This window comes from Streptomyces sp. NPDC036984, from assembly GCF_055607665.1.
Window position 1 is genome coordinate 200,048 of record NZ_JBVJRL010000002.1, and the last position, 18,578, is coordinate 218,625.

15 protein-coding genes and 1 pseudogene are annotated in these 18,578 nt (G+C 72.2%); 11 read left to right on the top strand and 5 right to left on the bottom strand.

Translation table 11 applies throughout. From position 1 onward, the window contains the following. Positions 1–8: 8 nt before the first annotated feature. Together ACZ7DL_RS04920 and ACZ7DL_RS04925 are read right to left on the bottom strand one after the other, a co-directional pair. A complete protein-coding gene (locus tag ACZ7DL_RS04920) occupies positions 9–593 on the bottom strand; it encodes a Uma2 family endonuclease (RefSeq protein WP_470771447.1) in 585 nt (194 codons plus the stop codon). 88 nt (positions 594–681) lie between these two features. Beyond that, a complete protein-coding gene (locus tag ACZ7DL_RS04925) occupies positions 682–1,365 on the bottom strand; it encodes a GDSL-type esterase/lipase family protein (RefSeq protein ID WP_470771449.1) in 684 nt (227 codons plus the stop codon). A gap of 124 nt (positions 1,366–1,489) precedes the next feature. Between ACZ7DL_RS04925 and ACZ7DL_RS04930 the strand changes: the two genes are divergently transcribed. Together ACZ7DL_RS04930 and ACZ7DL_RS04935 are read left to right on the top strand one after the other, a co-directional pair. Beyond that, on the top strand, positions 1,490–2,470 hold the full coding sequence (locus tag ACZ7DL_RS04930; protein WP_470771450.1) for a WD40 repeat domain-containing protein: 981 nt from the start codon (positions 1,490–1,492) through the stop codon (positions 2,468–2,470). Between the two features lie 138 nt (positions 2,471–2,608). After that, positions 2,609–4,138: a cellulase family glycosylhydrolase gene (locus tag ACZ7DL_RS04935; RefSeq protein ID WP_470771452.1), complete on the top strand. Its 1,530-nt coding sequence runs from the start codon at positions 2,609–2,611 to the stop codon at positions 4,136–4,138. 135 nt (positions 4,139–4,273) lie between these two features. On the opposite strand, the gene serC is transcribed toward ACZ7DL_RS04935, so the two are convergent. Next, positions 4,274–5,392 (bottom strand): phosphoserine transaminase, encoded by a 1,119-nt coding sequence (gene serC / locus ACZ7DL_RS04940; RefSeq protein ID WP_470771454.1) that lies wholly within the window; start codon positions 5,390–5,392, stop codon positions 4,274–4,276. Positions 5,393–5,548: 156 nt separating this feature from the next. Between serC and ACZ7DL_RS04945 the strand changes: the two genes are divergently transcribed. The 5 genes and pseudogenes from ACZ7DL_RS04945 (at position 5,549) to ACZ7DL_RS04965 (ending at position 12,153) form a co-directional block, all read left to right on the top strand. Further along, on the top strand, positions 5,549–8,572 hold the full coding sequence (locus ACZ7DL_RS04945; protein WP_470771455.1) for an FAD-binding and (Fe-S)-binding domain-containing protein: 3,024 nt from the start codon (positions 5,549–5,551) through the stop codon (positions 8,570–8,572). Further along, positions 8,569–9,336, top strand: a complete 768-nt coding sequence (locus ACZ7DL_RS04950; protein ID WP_470771457.1) for a metallophosphoesterase family protein — start codon at positions 8,569–8,571, stop codon at positions 9,334–9,336. Before ACZ7DL_RS04945 ends, ACZ7DL_RS04950 begins: the two co-directional genes overlap by 4 nt. 80 nt (positions 9,337–9,416) lie before the next feature. After that, the gene (locus ACZ7DL_RS04955) at positions 9,417–10,535 is read left to right on the top strand and encodes a lipid II:glycine glycyltransferase FemX (protein WP_470771459.1); all 1,119 of its coding nucleotides are present in this window, start codon (positions 9,417–9,419) and stop codon (positions 10,533–10,535) included. Positions 10,536–10,577: 42 nt separating this feature from the next. Continuing rightward, a pseudogene (locus ACZ7DL_RS04960) lies at positions 10,578–11,075 on the top strand (ABC transporter ATP-binding protein); the annotation flags it as partial. Positions 11,076–11,202: 127 nt separating this feature from the next. Next, positions 11,203–12,153: an EamA family transporter gene (locus tag ACZ7DL_RS04965; RefSeq protein ID WP_470771461.1), complete on the top strand. Its 951-nt coding sequence runs from the start codon at positions 11,203–11,205 to the stop codon at positions 12,151–12,153. On the opposite strand, the gene ACZ7DL_RS04970 is transcribed toward ACZ7DL_RS04965, so the two are convergent. Both ACZ7DL_RS04970 and ACZ7DL_RS04975 read right to left on the bottom strand, forming a co-directional pair. Continuing rightward, the gene (locus tag ACZ7DL_RS04970) at positions 12,074–12,355 is read right to left on the bottom strand and encodes a DUF397 domain-containing protein (RefSeq protein WP_470771979.1); all 282 of its coding nucleotides are present in this window, start codon (positions 12,353–12,355) and stop codon (positions 12,074–12,076) included. The two genes, ACZ7DL_RS04965 and ACZ7DL_RS04970, sit on opposite strands and share 80 nt — an antisense overlap. Continuing rightward, positions 12,309–12,521 carry a hypothetical protein gene (locus tag ACZ7DL_RS04975; RefSeq protein ID WP_470771462.1) on the bottom strand — a complete coding sequence of 71 codons (213 nt, stop codon included), beginning with the start codon at positions 12,519–12,521 and terminating at the stop codon, positions 12,309–12,311. The genes ACZ7DL_RS04970 and ACZ7DL_RS04975 overlap by 47 nt, the downstream gene beginning before the upstream one ends. A 129-nt stretch (positions 12,522–12,650) precedes the next feature. Here ACZ7DL_RS04975 and ACZ7DL_RS04980 point away from each other — a divergent pair, with 129 nt between their 5' ends. The 4 genes from ACZ7DL_RS04980 to ACZ7DL_RS04995 are packed head-to-tail and all read left to right on the top strand — an operon-like array spanning position 12,651 to position 18,575. Then, positions 12,651–13,445: a TIGR03084 family metal-binding protein gene (locus ACZ7DL_RS04980; RefSeq protein WP_470771464.1), complete on the top strand. Its 795-nt coding sequence runs from the start codon at positions 12,651–12,653 to the stop codon at positions 13,443–13,445. Beyond that, positions 13,442–15,118: an acyclic terpene utilization AtuA family protein gene (locus ACZ7DL_RS04985; RefSeq protein ID WP_470771465.1), complete on the top strand. Its 1,677-nt coding sequence runs from the start codon at positions 13,442–13,444 to the stop codon at positions 15,116–15,118. The genes ACZ7DL_RS04980 and ACZ7DL_RS04985 overlap by 4 nt, the downstream gene beginning before the upstream one ends. Beyond that, a complete protein-coding gene (locus ACZ7DL_RS04990; protein ID WP_470771467.1) occupies positions 15,115–16,713 on the top strand; it encodes an acyl-CoA carboxylase subunit beta in 1,599 nt (532 codons plus the stop codon). The genes ACZ7DL_RS04985 and ACZ7DL_RS04990 overlap by 4 nt, the downstream gene beginning before the upstream one ends. Positions 16,714–16,721: 8 nt before the next feature. After that, a complete protein-coding gene (locus ACZ7DL_RS04995) occupies positions 16,722–18,575 on the top strand; it encodes an acetyl/propionyl/methylcrotonyl-CoA carboxylase subunit alpha (RefSeq protein WP_470771468.1) in 1,854 nt (617 codons plus the stop codon). The last annotated feature ends 3 nt before the right edge of the window (positions 18,576–18,578 follow it).

Genomic DNA, 18,578 nt, shown 5'->3' on the forward strand with positions numbered 1-18,578 from the left:
AGGGCCGGCTAGTCGTGGGGGAATTCGTCGGTCTTGAGGACGAGGTCGACCACGGTGCCGGTCAGGTCGATGTCGGTGCCGAAGTCCACCGACGTCCTCATGGCGTAGTCGCCGTCCTTGGGGTGGGTGTAGACGTAGCACCGTCCCTGGTAGGGGTCGGCGACGAGGTAGAGGGGGACCTCGGCTTCCGCGTAGGCGAGCTTCTTCGGGCCGTAGTCGTTGGGGGTCGTGCCCTGGGAGATGACTTCGGCGACGAATTGGACGTCCTGGTACCTCCAGTGGCCCTTGTCGTCCTTTTTCGCCGACTCGGAGAGCATGACAACGTCCGGGCAGAAGCCGTTCTCGTGGCCCGGGAAGTCGATCCGGACGTCCGAGAACACCCTGACCTTCCGCCCGAACTTGTCCCTGAGGGCGCTGGCGATCTCGAAGATGATTTCCCAGCGAGTGTCCCGCTGCGGCGTCATGAAAACGTTGCCCCCGACGATCTCGACCCTGTATCCCTCGGGGACGGGCATGCGCTCGAACCACTCGTCCAAACGCTCGGTGTTGGCATCGGCGTCGGCCATCTCGATCCTGTCTTCAAGGACGGTCATCGTGGCGCTCCTCCACGGCTGCCCGCGGACCGGTGCAGCCGCGTGGTTCAACGAATAGGCACCGCGACCGGGAGACGCCGGATTTCGGTCAACTTGTTCCAGCCGCGTACGCCTGTCCGACTTCCCACGCCTCCCACATCGCCCCCGCGAACGCCGCCGCGATCCGGTGCTCCCCGCGCGTGTTGGGATGCGTGCCGTCGTAGGTGTCGGTGTGGATGTCGTACCCCTCCGGCGGCGACGCCAGAAGGATCGGGGAGCGGGGCTCGTCCAGGTCGGCCACGCACTTCGCCAGCAGGACGTTGAAGAGGTCCACCTCCGCGGCGAAGGGCTCGTCCGCCTCGGCCCGGATGTTCGGGATCACCGGGAGGAGGACCATGCGGATGCGTGGGCTCGCCTCCCGCGCGGCCGCGACGAAGGCGCGCACGTTCTCGGCCGTCTGCTCGGCGTTCGTGTAGAAGCCCAGGTCGATCAGGCCCAGGGAGACCAGGAGGATGTCGGGGCGGTGGTTCCGTACCGCGTCGCCGATCAGCGGGGCCATGTGCAGCCAGCCCTCGCCCCAGCCCGCCAGGTGGGCGCGCGGGAAGCCGGGGTCTGCGTAGGCGAGGGACGTCGGAGCCTCGGTCTGCTTGTCGTAGAGCGTCTCGCGCGGGCCGACGACGGTGAACGGGCCTGCGTACGACGCGCACAGGTGTTGCCACAGCCGGTAACGCCATGTGTGTTCGCCCGCGCTGCCGATCGTCATCGAGTCGCCCACGAACAGGAACCTAAGCATCCGCTCATGATGAAGGAAGGCGGGCACCGGTGGGACCGGGGGTTCTTGTGAAGCCGACCACGTCCCCCGCCTCCGGGCGGTCACCTTCCCCTGAACCCCTCGCGGGAATGGCAGGCTTGGGGGCATGCGTCGATCGTTCGCCGTTCTCGCCGGGTTGCTGCTCGCCGGCGCCTGCGCGCTGCCCGCCTCCGCCGCCGGCTCGGCCGCCGACGGAGCCGGTGACCAGGGGTTCACCATGAAGGACCCGCGGATCACCGAGTCCAGCGGACTCGCCGCCTCCCGGCTGCACCCCGGCGTCTACTGGACGCACAACGACAGCGACGACGGGCCGTACCTCTACGCGGTGGACAGCGCCACCGGCAAGACCGTGGCCCGGATCACCCTGCGCGGCATCGGCTCCCCGCGTGACGTCGAGGCCGTCTCGATCGGGCCGCACAACGAGATCTACGTCGGCGACATCGGGGACAACTTCGGCGGCAAGTGGCCGTACGTGTGGATCTACCGGCTGCCCGAGCCGAAGAACCTGACCGACCAGACGGTGACGGCCACGCAGTACATCGTGAAGTACGCGGACGGCCCGCGCGACGCCGAGTCGCTGCTCGTCCACCCGAAGACCGGGCGCGTCTACATCGTGGACAAGAAGGAGGACGGCGGGCATCTGTACGAAGGCCCGGCCACCCTCTCCACCTCCGGTGCGAACGTCTTCAAGCCCGTCGCCGCCGTCGACCTGTGGGCCACCGACGCCGCGTTCTCCCCGGGCGGCGGGCAGCTGGCCGTGCGCGGCTACTTCGGCGGCATCTCCTACGACTGGAACGGCGGCCGGATCAAGCGCAGGGGGCGCCTGGACGTGCCCTTGCAGGGACAGGGGGAGTCCCTGTCGTACTCCGCCGACGGGACGAAGCTGATGTACGGCAGCGAGGGCGCGGACAGTGCCGTGCAGGCGGTCGACGCCCCGGACCGGCCCGCCGCCGAGTCGCCGTCGGCGAGCGGGAGTTCGGGGGAGTCGGCGGACAAGGGCGGCGGCACGAGCCTCAAGGTCGGCGCCGTGATCGTCGCGGTCGGCGTGGCGGTCCTGTTCGGCCTGCGGCGGCTGCGGCGCGGCTGACCGGACGAGGCGCGGTACGTATCAAGGTGTGCCGCACGTCTTGACGGAGTCATGGTGTCACCCGTTACCTGTCGGGTGCGCGGCGATGGGAGCGCTCCCATCCTGGCGCGGCCGCGCCTCCCGAGAGGAACCAGACGCATGTTCCGCAGTTTACGAAGAGCGCTGTGCGCCGCTGCCGCGGCGCTCCTCCTGCCCCTGGCCGGGGCGTACTCGGCGCAGGCGGCCGACGCACCCACGGCTGCCGCCGCCCCCGGCGCCGGTTACTGGCACACCGGCGGCCGGCAGATCCTGGACGCCGCCGGGCAGCCGGTGCGTATCGCCGGGATCAACTGGTTCGGCTTCGAGACCAGCAACCAGGTGGTCCACGGCCTGTGGTCCCGCGACTACAAGAGCATGATCGACCAGGTGAAGTCGCTGGGCTACAACACGCTCCGGCTGCCCTGGAGCGACGACATCCTCAAGCCGGGCGCCGCCCCCAGCGGCATCGACTTCTCCGCCGGAAAGAACGCCGACCTCCAGGGGCTCACCTCCCTCCAGGTGCTGGACAGGATCGTCGCCTACGCCGGCCAGGACGGGCTGAAGGTCATCCTGGACCGGCACCGGCCCGACTCCGCCGGCCAGTCGGCGCTCTGGTACACGGCCTCCGTGCCCGAGTCGACCTGGATCGCCAACCTCAAGGCGCTGGCCACGCGCTACCAGGGCCAGGACACGGTCATCGGTATCGACCTGCACAACGAGCCGCACGACCCGGCCTGCTGGGGCTGCGGTGACCAGGCCACCGACTGGCGCCTCGCGGCCCAGCGCGCCGGGAACGCGGTGCTGTCGGTCAACCCGAATCTGCTCGTCTTCGTCGAGGGCGTGCAGACCGTCAACGGTGTGTCCGGCTGGTGGGGCGGCAACCTGATGGGCGTCGCCCAGTACCCGGTGCAGCTGAGCGTGCCCAACCGGGTCGTGTACTCCGCCCACGACTACGCCACGAGCGTCGCCCAGCAGAGCTGGTTCAGCGACCCGTCCTTCCCGGACAACATGCCGGGCATCTGGGACAAGTACTGGGGCTACATCTTCAAGCAGAACATCGCCCCCGTGTGGGTCGGGGAGTTCGGTACGACGCTCCAGTCGGCCGTCGACCAGAAGTGGCTCGCGGCGCTGGCGAACTACCTGCGGCCGACGTCGACGTACGGCGCCGACTCCTTCCACTGGACCTACTGGTCCCTGAACCCCAACTCCGGTGACACCGGCGGCATCCTCAAGGACGACTGGACGACCGTCGACACCGTGAAGGACGGCTACCTGGCGAGCGTCAAGGCGCCGCTGTTCCCGAGCAGCGGCGGCGGCAGCGGTGGCGGGGGTGGCGGTGGCGGCAGCACGGTCGCGTGCAGCGCCTCCTACGCCGTCAGCAGCGACTGGGGGAGCGGCTTCAACGCCGATGTGAAGGTCACCAACACCGGGACGACGGCGCTCAAGTCCTGGAAGGTGACGTGGACGTGGAGCGGTTCACAGAAGATCACGTCCATGTGGAACGCGAGTTACACGCAGAGCGGCGCGACCGTGACAACCGCGAACGCGGCACACAACGGCAGCGTGGCGGCCGGCGCCTCGACGAGCTTCGGCTTCGGCGCCACACCGGGCGACGGCTCGGCACCGTCACTGACCTGCACGGCGACGTGAGCTTAGACCGCACGGCGGCATGAGAGAGGGGGCGCCCGGGTTCGCCGGGCGTCCTCACCGTCGTACTGCCGCCTGAAAGTCTGTGCTCACTGGCTTTCCGTCACTGGCCTTTCGCGGCCAACGTACTCGAAAAAGTCAGAGCTTCTCGATCACGAAGTCGATGCACTTCGTCAGCGCCTCGACGTCCGCCGGGTCGATCGCCGGGAACATCGCGATGCGCAGCTGGTTGCGGCCGAGCTTGCGGTACGGCTCGGTGTCCACGATGCCGTTGGCGCGCAGCACCTTGGCCACGGCCGCCGCGTCGATCTCGTCGGAGAAGTCGATCGTGCCGATGACCTGCGAGCGCTTGGCCGGGTCGGAGACGAACGGCGTCGCGTACTTCGACTCCTCCGCCCAGCCGTACAGGCGGGTCGAGGAGTCCTTGGTGCGGGCCGTGGACCAGGCGAGGCCGCCCTGGCCGTTGATCCACTCCAGCTGCTCGTTGAGCAGGAAGAGCGTGGCGAGGGCCGGGGTGTTGTACGTCTGGTTCTTGCGGGAGTTGTCGATCGCCGTGGGGAGCGAGAAGAACTCCGGGACGTGCCGGCCGGAGGCGTGGACGCGCTCGGCGCGCTCGATGGCGGCCGGGGAGAAGACGCCGATCCACAGGCCGCCGTCGGAGGCGAAGGACTTCTGCGGGGCGAAGTAGTAGACGTCGGTCTCGGCGATGTCGACCGGGAGGCCGCCCGCACCGGAGGTGGCGTCCACCAGGACGAGCGCGCCCTCGTCGGCGCCCGCGACCCGCTTGATCGGGGCGGCGACACCGGTGGAGGTCTCGTTGTGGGTGAAGGCGTAGACGTCGACGCCGGCCTCGGCCCGGGGCTCCGGGTGGGTGCCGGGGTCGGAGGCGATGACGGTGGGCTCGGCCAGCCAGGGGGCGAGCTTGGCCGCCTTGGCGAACTTGGAGGAGAACTCGCCGAAGTTCAGGTGCTGCGACTTGTTCTCGATCAGGCCGTGCGTGGCGATGTCCCAGAAGGCGGTGGAGCCGCCGTTGCCGAGGACGACCTCGTAGCCCTCGGGCAGGGAGAACAGCTCGGAGATGCCCTCACGGACCTTGCCGACCAGGTTCTTGACCGGCGCCTGACGGTGGGAGGTGCCCAGCAGGGAGGTACCGGTGGCGGCGAGGGCGTCCAGCGCCTCGGTCCGCACCTTGGAGGGGCCCGCGCCGAAGCGTCCGTCGGCGGGCTTGATGTCAGCGGGAATCTGGATGTCGGCCACGTGAGGAGGTTAACCGGTGGCGGAAAGCGACGTGGAGACGTGTCCGTTCGATGAGACGAGATCACCGGGACGGGGAGTTGTGAGGTTGTACGACGATAATGCCGCACCTGTGGAAAACTCTCGGTGACTGTCCGTGATCGGATGCATCCTGGATGCATGACGGATCGAGCGGATGCTGCGGATGTTGCCGGCGGTGCCGAGGTCGCTGGTCTCGCGGGGGCGCTGCGCAGGGCCGTGCGGGGCGAGGTCGGCTTCGATGCCACCGCCCGGGCGCTGGTCACCATGGACGCGTCCAACTACCGGCGTGTCCCGCTCGGCGTGGTGGCCCCCAGAGACGCCGATGACGTCGCAGCCGCGCTGGAGGTGTGCCGGGCGCGCGGAGTGCCGGTGGTGGCGCGCGGCGGGGGCACGTCGATCGCCGGGCAGGCGACCGGCACCGGCGTGGTGCTGGACTTCACCCGGCACATGACCGCCCTGCTGGAGCTGGACCCGGGCAGCCGTACGGCCGTGGTGCAGCCGGGGCTCGTCCTGGACCGGCTGCAGGAGGCCGCCGCCCCGCACGGGCTGCGGTTCGGCCCCGACCCGTCCACCCACAGCAGATGCACGCTCGGCGGGATGATCGGCAACAACGCGTGCGGCTCCCACTCGGTCGCCTGGGGCACGACCGCGGACAGCGTGCGGGAACTGTCCGTGGTCACCGCGCGCGGGCAGCGGCTGCGGCTCGGGCAGGGGTGGGCGGGCGCCCCGGACGGGCTGCGCGAGCTGGCCGAGGGCGAACTGGCCCGGCTGCGCACGGGCTTCCCGGACCTGCCCCGCCGCATCTCCGGTTACGCGCTGGACGCGCTGCTGCCCGAGAAGGGCGCGGACGTCGCCCGCTCCTTCTGCGGCTCGGAGGGCACCCTCGGCATCCTCACCGAGGCGGTCGTCCGCCTGGTCGAGGCGCCCCGCGCGCGTGCCCTGGCCGTGCTGGCGTACGCCGACGAGAGCGCGGCCGCCGAAGCCGCCGCGGGCCTGCTGCCGCTGCGGCCGCTGACGGTGGAGGGCATGGCCGCCGACCTGGTGCCGGCCGGGGCCGGGCTGCCCGCGGGAGGCGCGTGGCTGTTCGTGGAGACCGGCGGGGAGACGGCGGCGGAGGCGAGCGCGCGTGCGGCGCAGCTCGTGCGCGCCGCCGACGTGCTGGGCTCCCTGGTGGTGACGGACCCGGCCGCCCAGCGCACCCTGTGGCGGATCCGCGAGGACGCGGCCGGCACGGCCACCCGGATGCCCGACGGCACGGAGGCCTGGCCCGGCTGGGAGGACTGCGCGGTACCACCCGCCCGGCTCGGCGCCTACCTGCGTGACTTCCGGGCCCTGCTGTCCGCCCACGGCCTGCGCGGCACGCCGTACGGCCACTTCGGCGACGGCTGCATCCACGTCCGCATCGACTTCGACCTGCTCACCGAGGCCGGCGTCGGCCGCTTCCGCCGCTTCTCCGAGGAACTGGCCGACCTGGTGGTGGCCCACGGCGGCTCGCTGTCCGGGGAGCACGGCGACGGCCAGGCCCGCGCGGAACTGCTGCCCCGCATGTACGGCGCGGAGACGGTACGGCTCTTCGAGCGGGCCAAGGCGGTCTGGGATCCGGATGATCTGCTCAATCCCGGCGTGCTGGTCCGTCCGGCCCCGCTCGATGCGGGCCTCCGCTTCTCCGTCCTGCCCAGCCGCCCGGTCGATGTGGCCTTCGGCTACCGGGCCGACGGCGGCGACTTCGGCGCGGCCGTCCGCCGCTGCGTCGGCGTCGCCAAGTGCCGTACGGCCACGGCGGCCGGCCCCACCGTGATGTGCCCGTCCTTCCGGGTCACCGGCGAGGAGCGGCACTCCACCCGGGGCCGGGCCCGGCTGCTGCACGAGATGCTCGCCGGCGAGGTGGTCACGGACGGCTGGCGCTCCACCGAGGTCCGCGACGCCCTCGATCTCTGCCTGTCGTGCAAGGGCTGCCGCTCGGACTGTCCGGTCGGCGTCGACATGGCCACCTACAAGGCGGAGTTCCTGCACCACCACTACGCCGGCCGCCGTCGCCCCGCCGCCCACCACAGCATGGGCCGGCTGCCGGAGTGGCTGCGCTGGACCGCCCGCACCCGCACGGCCGCGCTGCTCAACGCGCTCGCGGCGATGCGGCCGCCGGCCCGCCTCGGGAAACGGCTCGCCGGGATCGCGCCGGAACGGGAGATCCCGCGGCTGGCGACGCGGACGTTCACGGCCTGGTGGCGCGCGCGGCGGCCCGGCCCGGGTACCGGGGACCTGGTCGTCCTCTGGCCGGACACCTTCACCGAGTATCTGTCCCCGTCCGTCGGCCGGGCCGCCGTGCGGGTGCTGGAGGCCGCCGGGCTGCGGGTGGCCCTTCCGCCGACGCTGCGGCCGGGACGGGGAGCGATCGGCGACGGCCGGACCCGGGCGGCGACCGCGCTGCTCACGGCCCGCCGGGGCCGGGTCTGCTGCGGCCTGACCTACTTCTCCACCGGCCAGCTCGACCGCGCCCGCGCGGTCCTGCGCCGCACGCTGGACCTCATGGAACCGGTGCTGCGGGCCGGCGTTCCGGTCGTCGTCCTGGAACCGAGCTGCGCCGCCGCCCTCCGCACCGACCTGCCGGAGCTGTTGCCCGACGACCCCCGCGCGGCCCGGCTGGCCGCCGCGGTCCGCACCTTCGCCGAGGCCCTGGAGCGGCACGCCCCGCACTGGACCCCGCCCGCCGTCGGCCGCCCGGTCGCCGGCCAGACCCACTGCCACCAGCACGCGGTTCTCGGCGACAGCCCCGAGCGCCGGCTGCGCGCCGCCGCGGGCCTCACCGGCGAGCTGAGCGGAGGCTGCTGCGGACTCGCGGGCAACTTCGGCTTCGAAAAAGGCCACTTCGAGGTGTCCCGGGCTTGCGCCGAGGAACAGCTGCTGCCGTCGGTGCGGCAGTCGCCGCAGGGCACGCTGATCCTCGCGGACGGCTTCTCCTGCCGTACGCAGCTGGAGCAGCTCGCCGGGGTCCGGGGCCGGCATCTGGCGGAGGTGCTGGCGGAGGCGCTGGATGCGTCCGCTGGGGGTGCCGGTGCGGAGGGCGCCGACACCGGGGGTGCGGACGTAGAGGGTGCCGGTACGGAGGGCGCCGACGCCGGGGGTGCGGACGTAGAAGGTGCCGGCACGGGGGGCGCCGAGTGAGCGAGGAGTACACGCGCCTGGCCGTGCTCTCCGACATCCACGGCGTGCTGCCCGCCCTGGAGGCCGTCCTGGCGGAGCCCGAGGTGGCCGCCGCCGACCGGATCGTCCTCACCGGGGACATCACGGCGGGCCCGCAGCCGGCCGAGGTGCTGGACCTGCTGCGGGAGCAGGGCGACCGGGTGCTGTGGATCGGCGGGAACGCCGACCGGGAGCTGGTGGAGTACCGGCGGGGCGAGCGTACGGAGATCCCCGACCCCATCGGCCCGTACGCCGCCCGGGCGCTGCGCGCGGACCAGGTCGACTTCCTGGCCGGCCTGCCCAGGACCCGTACCCTGCGCGTGCGCGGCCTCGGGAAGGTGCTGTTCTGCCACGCCACCCCGCGCGACGACGAGGAGCTGGTCCTGGTCGACTCCCGCCCGGCCCGCTGGGCGGAGGTCCTCGCCGGCCTGGCGCCCGGCATCGGCACGGTGGTCTGCGGCCACACCCACATGCCCTACGTCCGTCTGGCCCACGGCCGCCTGGTGGTCAACCCCGGCAGCGTCGGCATGCCCTACGGCCGCCCCGGCGCCCACTGGTGCCTCCTCGGACCCGGCACCGACCTGCGGGTGACGCCGTACGACATACCGGCGGCGGTGGCCCGGCTGACACGGGAGTGCGGTTACCCGGACATCGCCGAGTGGGCCGACTACTTCCTGCACGCCCGGGCGACGGACACGGAGGTGCTGGAGGCGTGGGGACCGAAGGACGGGCGGGACGCTTCGTAGGGTGACATGAAGCGCGATCTTCACCGACAGCCCGGCCGGCCCACCGACGAACCGGCCTCGCGATCGAAGGAGCCCCGTCCATGTCCCTCACCCTCCGCCCGATCAGCCGTGCCGAGCACCTCGCCTTCGTGGCGGAGCGGCCCTCGGTCAGCCATATGCAGGTGCCGTCGTGGGGGGACGTGAAATCCGACTGGCGGGCCGAGAGCCTGGGGTGGTTCGAGGCGGACGGGCGGCTGGTGGGGGCGGGGCTGGTGCTGCTGCGGCCGCTGCCCAGGGTGAAGCGGTACCTGGCCTATCTCCCGGAGGGGCCGGTCATCGACTGGCACACCAGCGACCTGGAGCGCTGGCTGGATCCGATGCTGGCCCATCTGAAGGCCCGGGGCGCCTTCTCGGTGAAGATGGGACCGCCCGTGGTGGCCCGGCGATGGAGCCCCGAGGCGGTCAAGGCAGCGATCGCCGACCCCGACGCGCACCGGCTGCGCGATGTGCCGGCGACGTCGTACGAGCCGGGCCTGGACCTGGCCGACCGGCTGCGCGGCATGGGCTGGCAGCAGACCGAGCCCGGCGGGGAGGACGGCTTCGCCGCCGGACAGCCCCGGTACGTGTGCCAGGTTCCCTTCGCCGGACGGCCCCTGGAGGACATCCACCGCGGGCTCAACCAGCAGTGGCGGCGCAACATCAAGAAGGCCGAGAAGGCGGGCGTGAAGGTCGTCCGGGGCGGCCCGGAGGACCTGCCGGCCTTCTACGACCTCTACACCGAGACCGCCGAACGCGACCGGTTCATCCCGCGCCCGCTGCCGTACTTCCAGCGCATGTGGACCGCGCTCGCCGCCGAACACCCCGACCGGATGCGGCTCTACCTCGCCCACCACGACGGGGACCTCCTCGCCGCGGCCACCATGCTGATCGTCGGCGGCCATGTCTGGTACTCCTACGGCGCCTCCACCAGCCGCAAGCGCGAAGTGCAGCCCAACAACGCCATGCAGTGGCGGATGATGTGCGACGCCCATGAACTCGGCGCGCACGTCTACGACTTCCGGGGCATCACCGACACCCTGGAGGAGTCCAACCATCTGCTCGGCCTGCTCCGCTTCAAGGTGGGCGCGGGCGGCGAGGCCGTGGAGTACGTGGGGGAGTGGGACTTCCCGCTGAACCGGCTGCTGCACAAGGCACTCGACGTCTACATGTCCCGGCGCTGAGGACATTCTCAGCTTCGCCCACAAACACCCAGCTTTTCCCAGGTGCGCGCCAACATAGCCTGCGGCCGGCCCGGCGCGAGCGAGCAGGCGATCGAGGAGGCGGCGCGGGCGGCCGACGCCCACGACTTCATCCTGCGGCTGCCCGACGGCTACGGCACCCGGGTCGACCCGAACTCCGCCCGGCTGTCCGGCGGCCTGGCGGGCCGTACGACGATCATGATCACGCACGATCTCAACCTCGCCCCCGACACCGACCGCATCCTCGTCGTGGACCGGGGCCGCATCGTGGAGGCCGGCCGCCACGACGAACTCCTCGCCCGGGGCGGCGCCTACTCCCGGCTGCACCGCTCGCAGAACAACGCCCTGCTGGACACCGGCGAGCTGCGCATGCCGCTGTGGGAGGAGCAGCCGAACCCGGCACCGGCGTACGGGTACGGGACGGGTCGGCAGCAGGTGGACGCATACGACCGCGACCCTCACACCGCGCAGGCCGCAGCCTGGCCCCAGCCGGTGTACGAGGAACCCTGGCCCGGCATCTGAGAGGACCGATCTCACCATCCAGGACAGTTCCATAAGGAGTTCACACTCCTGACGAGGTCTATTACCCTGGACTCTGGAGTACATGGAGATGTACATGATCTGATCCGAGCCAGTCATCAGGACCGCCGTGAGCACCGTCAACAGCCCCAGCGCCGCGCACTCGACGTCAGCACCGTCGCCGTCGCCGTCCCCGCCCACTCCCGGCCGCCTCGGCTCGCTGGGACCGGTCGGGCTGGTCCTGGCCGGCGGTATCTCGGTGCAGTTCGGCGGCGCGCTGGCGGTCACCCTGATGCCCCGGGCCGGCGCGCTGGGCATCGTCACGCTGCGGCTCCTCGCGGCGGCCGTCGTCCTGCTCCTGGTCTGCCGCCCCCGGCTGCGCGGCCACTCGCGCACCGACTGGGGCACGGTGATCGTCTTCGGTATCGCCATGGGCGCGATGAACGGCCTGTTCTACGAGGCGGTCGCCCGCATCCCGCTGGGCCCGGCGGTCACCCTGGAAGTCCTCGGCCCCCTCGCCCTGTCCGTACTCGCCTCCCGCCGCGCGATCAACGCGCTGTGGGCGGCCCTGGCCTTGGCGGGCGTGTTCCTGCTCGGCGGCGGAGGCTTCAGCGATTTGGACCCCACAGGTGTCGCCTTTGCCCTAGGGGCCGGCGCCATGTGGGCGGCCTACATCATCTTCAGCGCCCGTACGGGCCGCCGCTTCCCGCAGGCGGACGGCCTGGCCCTGGCCATGGCGGTGGCGGCCCTGCTCTTCCTGCCGATCGGCATCGCCGACGCGGGCACCCGGCTGCTGAACCCCACCACCATCGCCCTCGGCTCGGCGGTGGCCCTGCTCTCCTCGGTCCTGCCCTACACCCTCGAACTGCTGGCCCTGCGCCGGCTGCCGGCCTCCACCTTCGCCATCCTCATGAGCCTGGAACCAGCCATCGCCGCCACGGCCGGCTTCCTGATCCTCGGCCAGTCCCTCTCCGCCACCGAGGCCGCCGCGATCGCCCTGGTCATCGTGGCGAGCATCGGCGCGGTACGCACGCAGGTGGGCCGGAACAAGCTCCCGCCCCTGCCGGTCGAGGGCCGGTGAACCCCGCTCGGCGACGGCTGATGAACCCCGCTCGGCGACGGCTCCCGGCACCGGTCGGAGCCGACTGAGGGCCCGCTGGAACGCTGTGCCAGGTGGCGCCGTTGAGGGGTGCGCATTCGACGCATTGGCCGCCGGTGCCGCCGCTGCAGGACGACTTACGCCACGTCGTGCCCGTCAGGTCCAGGTTCGTTCCCCTGCCGATCCTCCGTCACACGGGCGATCAGGGTCGCCGAGTCGTCCACGGAGGTACAGGAGATGATCGAGCCGGGCTGCGCCAGGGTGAGCCCTGCGGTTTCCCGTATCCGCCGCAGTTCCGAGCCGTAGTAGCTCAAGGGTGACGCGCCGGGGTCGAGTTCGCGGATGTTCATCACCGCCACCTCCCGTCACCGAGTGCGGCTAACTGTGTGCGCACCGGAGTTGTGTCCGTGGAAAACTGTGGCCGCTAAATTCATGCAAGCATGCTTGATTGTTTCTGGGTGCGCTGCCATGCTCCCCCCATGCCCGATCCGACGCCCGTCTTCGGCGATCTGCGTGAGGAAAGCGAAGAACTCGACCGCCTGGTGGCCGAGTTGAGCGAGGAGCGGTGGGCGGTCGCGACCCCCGCGCCGCGCTGGACCGTCGCCCACCAGATCGCCCACCTGCACTGGACCGACAAAGCCGCGCTGCTCGCCGTCACGGACGAGGCCGGCTTCCGGGAGACCGTCGAGAAGGCGCTCGCGGCTCCCGACTCCTTCGTGGACGAGGGCGCCGAGGAGGGCGCCCGCCTGACTCCCGCCGAGCTGCTCTCCCGGTGGCGGGAGGGCCGTGCCGCGCTGGACGAGGCGCTGCGCCGGGCCCCGAGCGGCGCCCGGTTCCCCTGGTTCGGGCCGCCCATGTCGGCCGCCTCCATGGCCACCGGCCGTCTTATGGAGACCTGGGCCCATGGCCAGGATGTGGCGGACGCCCTCGGTGTGGTGCGCACCCCCACCGACCGGCTCCGGCATGTGGTCCGCATCGGGGTGCGGGCGCGGGACTTCGCCTTCGGGCTGCGCGGCCTGCCGGTGCCGGACGAGGAGTTCCGGGTCGAGGTGATCGCGCCCTCCGGCGAGGTGTGGAGCTACGGCCCGCCCGAGGCCCGCCAGCGCGTCACCGGCCCCGCCCTCGACTTCTGCCTCCTGGTCACCCAGCGCGCCCACCGCGCCGGCCTCGCCCTGAGGGCCACGGGCCCGGACGCGGACCGCTGGCTGGACATCGCCCAGGCGTTCGCGGGGCCGCCCGGCACCGGCCGCCCGCCGAAGGAGGACGGCCCGTGAAGCCGTTGCGCATCGGTAACTTCTCCGGCTTCTACGGCGACCGCTCCGACGCCCTGCGCGAGATGCTCACCGGCGGCGAGGTGGACGTCCTCACCGGTGACTACCTCGCCGAACTCACCATGCTCATCCTCGGCCGCGACCGGCTGAAGGACCCGGCCGCCGGGTACGCCCGCACCTTCCTGCGTCAGCTGGAGGATTGCCTCGGCCTGGCCCACGAACGCGGGGTGCGGATCGTCACCAACGCGGGCGGCCTGAGTCCCGCCGGGCTCGCCGGAAAGATACGCGAGTCGGCCGACCGGCTCGGGGTTCCGGTGCGGGTCGCGCACGTCGAGGGGGACGACCTCACGGCACGACACCCCGGCACCCTCGCCGCCCACGCCTACCTCGGCGGCTTCGGCATCGCCGAGTGCCTGCGGGCCGGGGCCGACGTGGTGATCACCGGCCGCGTGACCGACGCGGCCCTCGTCACCGGGCCCGCCGCCGCCCACTTCGGATGGGGACCATCGGACCACCACCGCCTCGCCGGCGCCGTCGTCGCCGGGCACGTGCTGGAGTGCGGAACCCAGGCGACCGGCGGAAACTACGCGTTCTTCGGCGACGGGGACGTACGCCGGCCCGGCTTCCCGCTCGCCGAGATCCACGCCGACGGCAGCAGCGTCGTCACCAAGCACCCCGGCACCGGCGGCTTCGTGGACGTGGGCACAGTCACCGCCCAGCTGCTGTACGAGACCGGCGGCGCCCGGTACGCCGGACCCGACGTCACCGCCCGGCTGGACACCGTACGGCTGCGCCAGGAGGGGCCGGACCGGGTGCGGATCGAGGGGGTGCGCGGGGAGGCGCCGCCACCGGACCTCAAGGTCGGACTCAACCGGCTCGGCGGCTTCCGCAACGAGGTCGTCTTCGTTCTCACCGGACTCGATATCGAGGCCAAGGCGGACCTGGTGCGCGAGCAGCTCGCCGGTGCGCTGGCCAAGTCGCCGCCGCAGGAGGTGCGGTGGGAGCTGGTGCGCACCGACCGCGCGGACGCGGACACCGAGGAGACGGCCAGCGCGCTGCTCCGGCTCGTCGTACGGGACCCGGACCAGCAGGTCGTCGGGCGGGCGCTGAGCGGGGCCGCCGTGGAACTGGCGCTCGCCAGCTACCCGGGTTTCCATGTGTTGGCCCCACCCGGGAAGGGCGCCCCTTATGGGGTGTTCGAGGATGTGTACGTGCCCCATGGGGCCGTGGACCATGTGGCGGTTCTCCAGGGCGGACGCCGTGTCCCTGTGCCGCCGCCCCAGGAGACGCGGCCCCTGGACGCCGTACCGCCCCCACAGCTCCCGGAGCCGCTGCCGCCCGGCCCGACCCGTCGGGTGCCCCTCGGACTCGTCGCCGGGGCGCGCAGCGGGGACAAGGGCGGGAACGCCAACGTCGGCGTGTGGGCGCGGACGGACGACGCCTGGCGGTGGCTCGCGCACACGCTGACCGCCGAACGGTTCCGGCAGCTGATCCCGGAGAGCCGGGACCTGCCCGTCACCCGGCACGTGCTCCCGAACCTGCGCGCCCTGAACTTCGTCGTGGCGGGCATCCTCGGCGCCGGCGTCGCTGCGCAAGCCCGCTTCGACCCGCAGGCCAAGGCCCTCGGCGAATGGCTGCGCTCCCGCCACCTGGACATCCCGGAGACCCTGCTGTGACGGTTCTGCACACCGCTCTCGACCCCGCCGGACCCGACTACCAGGCCCACCGCGAGGCCATGCTCGCCAAGCTCGCCGACCTGGAGGCCGAGCACGCCAAGGCGCTCGCGGGCGGCGGCGAGAAGTACGTCCAGCGCCATCGCGAACGCGGCAAGCTGCTCGCCCGCGAGCGCATCGAGCTGCTGCTGGACCCCGACACCCCGTTCCTCGAACTGTCCCCGCTGGCCGCCTGGGGCAGCGACTACCCCGTCGGCGCGTCCCTCGTCACCGGCATCGGCGTGGTCGCGGGCGTGGAGTGCCTGATCACCGCCAACGACCCGACCGTACGCGGCGGCGCCAGCAACCCCTGGAGCCTGAAGAAGGCCCTGCGCGCCAACGACATCGCGCTCGCCAACCGGCTGCCCTGCATCAGCCTGGTCGAGTCGGGCGGCGCCGACCTGCCCTCCCAGAAGGAGATCTTCATCCCCGGCGGCGCCATCTTCCGCGACCTGACGAGGCTCTCCGCCGCCGGCATCCCGACCATCGCGGTCGTCTTCGGCAACTCCACCGCGGGCGGCGCCTACATCCCCGGCATGTCCGACCACGTGATCATGGTCAAGGAGCGGGCGAAGGTGTTCCTCGGCGGGCCGCCGCTGGTGAAGATGGCCACCGGCGAGGAGAGCGACGACGAGTCGCTGGGCGGCGCCGAGATGCACGCGCGCGTGTCCGGCCTCGCCGACTACTTCGCCGTGGACGAGCAGGACGCGCTGCGCCAGGCCCGCCGGGTGGTCGCCCGGCTGAACCACCGCAAGGCCCACCCGGACCCCGGCCCGGCCGAGCCGCCCAAGTACGACCCCGAAGAGCTGCTGGGCGTCGTCCCGGGCGACCTGAAGACCCCCTTCGACCCGCGCGAGGTCATCGCCCGGATCGTGGACGGCTCCGACTTCGACGAGTTCAAACCGCTGTACGGCACGAGTCTCGTGACCGGCTGGGCCGCCCTGCACGGGTATCCGGTCGGCATCCTGGCCAATGCGCAGGGTGTCCTCTTCAGCCCGGAGTCCCAGAAGGCCGCCCAGTTCATCCAGCTCGCCAACCAGCGCGACATCCCGCTGCTCTTCCTGCACAACACCACCGGCTACATGGTCGGCAAGGAGTACGAGCAGGGCGGGATCATCAAGCACGGCGCGATGATGATCAACGCGGTGAGCAACAGCCGCGTGCCCCATCTGTCGGTCCTCATGGGTGCCTCGTACGGCGCCGGGCACTACGGCATGTGCGGCAGGGCCTACGACCCGCGCTTCCTGTTCGCCTGGCCCAGCGCCAAGTCCGCCGTCATGGGCCCGCAGCAGCTCGCCGGCGTGCTGTCGATCGTCGCCCGGCAGTCGGCGGCGGCGAAGGGGCAGCCCTACGACGAGGACGCGGACGCGGCCCTGCGCGCGATGGTGGAGCAGCAGATCGAGTCCGAGTCGCTGCCCATGTTCCTGTCCGGTCGGCTGTACGACGACGGCGTCATCGACCCGCGCGACACCCGCACCGTCCTCGGCCTGTGCCTCTCCGCCCTCCACACGGCGCCCTACGAGGGCGCACGCGGCGGCTTCGGCGTCTTCCGGATGTGAGGGATCACGTGATTTCCAGTGTGCTCGTCGCCAATCGGGGCGAGATCGCCTGCCGCATCGTCCGTACCTGCGCCGACCTCGGCATCCGCACGGTCGCCGTGCACTCGGACGCCGACGAGAACGCGCTCCACACGCGCGTGGCGGACACGGCGGTACGGCTGCCGGGCGCGGCGCCCGCCGAGACGTATCTGCGCGGCGACCTGATCGTGAAGGCGGCCCTGGCGGCCGGCGCGGACGCCGTGCACCCCGGCTACGGCTTCCTCTCCGAGAACCCCGGCTTCGCCCGCGCGGTCCTGGACGCCGGCCTGGTCTGGATCGGTCCGCCGCCAAAGGCCATCGAGGCCATGGCGTCCAAGACCCGCGCCAAGCGGCTGATGGGCCTCGACCCCCTCGACCCGGACGCGATCACCGAGGCCGACCTGCCGGTCCTGGTGAAGGCGGCCGCCGGCGGCGGGGGACGAGGGATGCGGATCGTGCGCCGCCTGGACGAGCTGAAGGCCGCGCTGGAGGGCGCGCGCGCCGAGGCGGCGAGCGCCTTCGGCGACGGCGAGGTCTTCGTGGAGCCGTACCTGGAGCACGGCCGCCACGTGGAGGTGCAGATCCTCGCCGACACCCACGGCACCGTCTGGGCGCTCGGCACCCGCGACTGCTCCCTCCAGCGCCGCCACCAGAAGGTCGTCGAGGAGGCCCCGGCGCCCGGAATCACCCAGGGGCTCGCGGAGGAACTGCGCACCCTGGCCGTACGCGCGGCCCGCGCCGTCTCGTACACCGGCGCCGGCACGGCCGAGTTCCTGGTCGCCGACGGCCGCGCCCACTTCCTGGAGATGAACACCCGCCTCCAGGTGGAACACCCCGTCACGGAAGCGGTGTTCGGCCTCGACCTGGTCGCGGAACAGATCCGGATCGCCGAGGGCCACGCCCTGGCGAGCGACCCGCCGCGCGCGCGTGGCCACGCGGTCGAGGCCCGCCTCTACGCCGAGGACCCCGCCCACGGCTGGGCCCCGCAGACCGGCACCCTGCACCGCCTCGCCGTCCCGTCCGGCGTCCGCCTGGACACCGGCTACACCGACGGCGACACCATCGGCGTCCACTACGACCCGATGCTCGCCAAGGTCGTCGCCCACGCGCCCACGCGCGCGGAGGCGATCCGCAGGCTCGCCGGCGCGCTGGAGTCCGCCGCGATCCACGGCCCGGTCACCAACCGGGACCTGCTCGTGCGCTCCCTGCGCCACGAGGAGTTCACGGCCGGCCGCATGGACACCGGCTTCTACGACCGCCACCTGCCCGGCCTGACCGCCCCGGCCCCCGACCCGTACGCCCCCCTGGCCGCCGCCCTCGCCGACGCCCAGGGCCGCTCCCGCTTCGGCGGCTGGCGCAACGTTCCCTCGCAGCCGCAGGTGAAGCGGTACGCGATGGCGGGGCAGGAGCACGAGGTCCGGTACCGGCACACGAGGGAGGGCCTCGCGGCCGACGGGGTGCGGGTCGTGCACGCCGACGCGCGTCTCGTCGTACTCGACATCGACGGCGTCCGGCGCACGTTCGAGGTGGCCCGCTACGGCGACCAGGTCCACGTGGGCGCCACCCGGCTCACCGCCCTGCCCCGCTTCCCCGACCCGAGGACACAACTCGCGCCGGGCTCACTGCTCGCGCCGATGCCGGGCACGGTCGTCCGCGTCGCCGAGGGCCTGGCGGAAGGGGCAACGGTTCAGGCCGGTCAGGGCCTCATATGGCTGGAGGCGATGAAGATGCAGCACCAGATCACGGCACCGGCCACAGGAACGCTCATCGCCTTGCACGCCGAGCCGGGCCGGCAGGTGGAGCCGGGCACGGTGCTGGCAGTAGTGCAGGAAACCTCTTCTTAGGAG